The sequence below is a fragment of the Candidatus Thiosymbion oneisti genome (assembly GCF_900092655.1).
Lineage (GTDB): Bacteria > Pseudomonadota > Gammaproteobacteria > Chromatiales > Chromatiaceae > Thiosymbion > Thiosymbion oneisti.
This window is the reverse complement of the sequence record NZ_FLUY01001277.1, coordinates 1-2,378: the sequence shown is the minus strand read 5'-3', so window position 1 is coordinate 2,378 and position 2,378 is coordinate 1. Positions and strand designations below refer to the sequence as shown.

At 57.2% G+C, this 2,378-nt stretch carries 3 protein-coding genes and 1 pseudogene; all 4 read left to right on the top strand.

The window, feature by feature from the left end:
* Nucleotides 1-268: 268 nt before the first annotated feature.
* The 4 genes and pseudogenes from BQ17_RS23480 (at nt 269) to BQ17_RS13310 (ending at nt 2,272) form a co-directional block, all read left to right on the top strand.
* Nucleotides 269-724: an IS110 family transposase gene (locus BQ17_RS23480; RefSeq protein WP_089727845.1), complete on the top strand. Its 456-nt coding sequence runs from the start codon at nt 269-271 to the stop codon at nt 722-724.
* Nucleotides 607-1,239, top strand: a complete 633-nt coding sequence (locus BQ17_RS13325) for a transposase (protein ID WP_256091602.1) — start codon at nt 607-609, stop codon at nt 1,237-1,239. Before BQ17_RS23480 ends, BQ17_RS13325 begins: the two co-directional genes overlap by 118 nt.
* 419 nt (nt 1,240-1,658) lie before the next feature.
* A pseudogene (locus tag BQ17_RS24745) lies at nt 1,659-1,896 on the top strand (hypothetical protein); the annotation flags it as partial.
* Between the two features lie 34 nt (nt 1,897-1,930).
* Nucleotides 1,931-2,272 carry a LysR substrate-binding domain-containing protein gene (locus BQ17_RS13310; RefSeq protein WP_218068267.1) on the top strand — a complete coding sequence of 114 codons (342 nt, stop codon included), beginning with the start codon at nt 1,931-1,933 and terminating at the stop codon, nt 2,270-2,272.
* Nucleotides 2,273-2,378 lie beyond the last annotated feature (106 nt).

Below are 2,378 nucleotides of genomic sequence, written 5' to 3'. Positions count from 1 at the left end.
CACCCCACCCTTGTATGTTCTGTATCCAAGGGAGAGCCAAGGATCAGGTAGAAAGGGAGTTAATGGAGAGGACCTGGGAAGCCGTCCCGCCCTGAAGCCGCGAGCCTGTCCGTAGATTGGCTCCCCGCCTGCTTCGCCAATACCGGAGCGTATCCGGGGCCGTGAGCGGTGCTCGTGAGCCTGCCGACACAAGGTCGGTAGGCGAGGGTCCAGGGTCGGGGAACCGGGTCGCTATCCTAACCGGTTTTTACTGAGTGGAGAAACCAACATGAAGGTCGCCGGAATCGATGTCAGCAGCAAATCCGTTACCTTGGTTATCAACCGTGACGGTCGGATGCGAAAACCCCGTGAGTTCAAGAATACCCCAGCCGGTCATGTGGCCCTGAGCAAGGTCTTGTGCAAGGCACCGGTGAGCCGGGTCGGTCTGGAGGCCACCGGCTGGTATCACCTCGATCTGGCCCTCGCCCTGGATGACGCCGGGTTGGCGCTCATGGTCATCAACCCCAAGGCCGCCAAACGCTTCGCCGAGGCCATGCCGTCGATGCCACCGTCCTGGCCCAATTCGCCTTGCGCATGCCCATCACCCCCTGGCAACGCCCCGATGCCTTGGCTCTGGCCGTCCGCGCCTGTGCCCGCCGCATCGCCGCCCTCAACCAGCTCCGAACCCAAACCAAAAACCAACTCCATGCCGCGGAGCAAACTGCCACCACGCCCGACTTCCTGATCGCCAAGCTGCACCAGAGCATCGCCCAACTCGATGCCCACCTCGAAGCCCTGCGTCAGCGCGTCCTTGACCTCATCGCCGCCGACGAACAGCTCCAGCATACCTTCGAGCTCCTCATCAGCGTCACCGGTATCGCCGCCGCCGGCGCCATCCAACTCCTCGGCGAACGGCTAGTCCTCCCTGACGACAGGCGCGCTCAGCAATGGGTCGCCATGGCTGGCCTCGACCTACGCCAACACCAATCCGGCCCCAGCGTCAACAAGAAGCCTCGCCTGTCCAAGGCCGGCAACCGCTACCTGCGTACCGCCCTCTACATGCCCGCACTCAGCGCCGCGCGCCACGACCCTAACGTCAGGGCCGACTACCGTCACCTCATCGAACGACGTGGCCTCAAGAAGATCCAGGCCGTCTGCGCCGTCATGCGCAAGCTGCTGCACGCCATCCAGGCCATGCTCAAGAACCGCACACCCTGCGACAGCCGCCGCTTTTATTCCCCCACTGAAGCAGCGGCCTGATTAGTCCAATTTATGCACCGGAGGTGAATTTTTGTGGATTAGGAGGCAAATTGGACTTGCATTGGAACAGAGTATCTACGAGCTGGAATCGATGCGTATTTATGACGCCATAGCTACCTCGGGAACATCCATCTCTACTCGCATCGGTGAAATACCGAGGTGTCTCAAGTCTGCCGCAGCCGTACCAAGTGCAGATTCCAGAGAAACGGCCTCCCGATCGAATGCAACATTACAGACGGCAACCTATGGCAGTTTGGGAGGCTGATAGCAGATATATTTACTCAAAATTCGGAAAACTATACCATTGACAAACTCTCCAGACTTTATGGAGCCTTGGAGTACCTTACACAATTGGTAGAGCAGGACGAATTGGGCTGACAAAAAATCTAACTGGCCTTGAGCAGCCGGAGCCTGTGGTCCGTTTCGACTCAGCCGAGCATTTGGCCGCTACTATTAAACGCTATATCCAAGTCTATAATCAACATATCCCGCAGAAGGTATTAGGCCATATCCCGCCCCCTTTAGGCGATGAAAAACTGGTCCCAAAAACAGCCAAACCTCTTCAAAAAATGTGTCTATAATCTAGCGGGACTTGACACTACCCGCGAACAAAAGGATGCCGCCAGCTTAAATCGGGTCTATTATCTCCACAAATGATTTATTAGGAACAAACAGATCGCTTCGGCTACCGTTGATCCTATTCCGAGACGGTTGCGCTTATCGCGCCAGGGCCTTGAATTGGCTACGGGAATACGGCGGTAGACCAAGTCCGGAGGTCATGGAATTCGGCACGCTGGACGGCATCCTGGGCTGCGTCGCCGTGGGACTCGGCTGTACACTGATGCCACGTTGGATTGTCCATCGATCCCTTTACGCCGAACAGCTCGGTGTGACCAAATTGCCGGCCCGGATCGCATACGTCCCTACGGTGATGATTCACCATCGAGATATGCCGGCTCTGGCGGCGCTGAACACACTGCGCGATTCGATTGTCGAGTGTGATGTCGACATTAATGGCATTGGGTTGGACTAAGAGACTGTCTAAAAACTAACACATTGATTTTCGGCTGGCTCCCCACGCTCCAGCGTGGGAGCAAATCCCGACGCTCCAGCGTCGATTAAGCGCCTCGGTAGGCTAA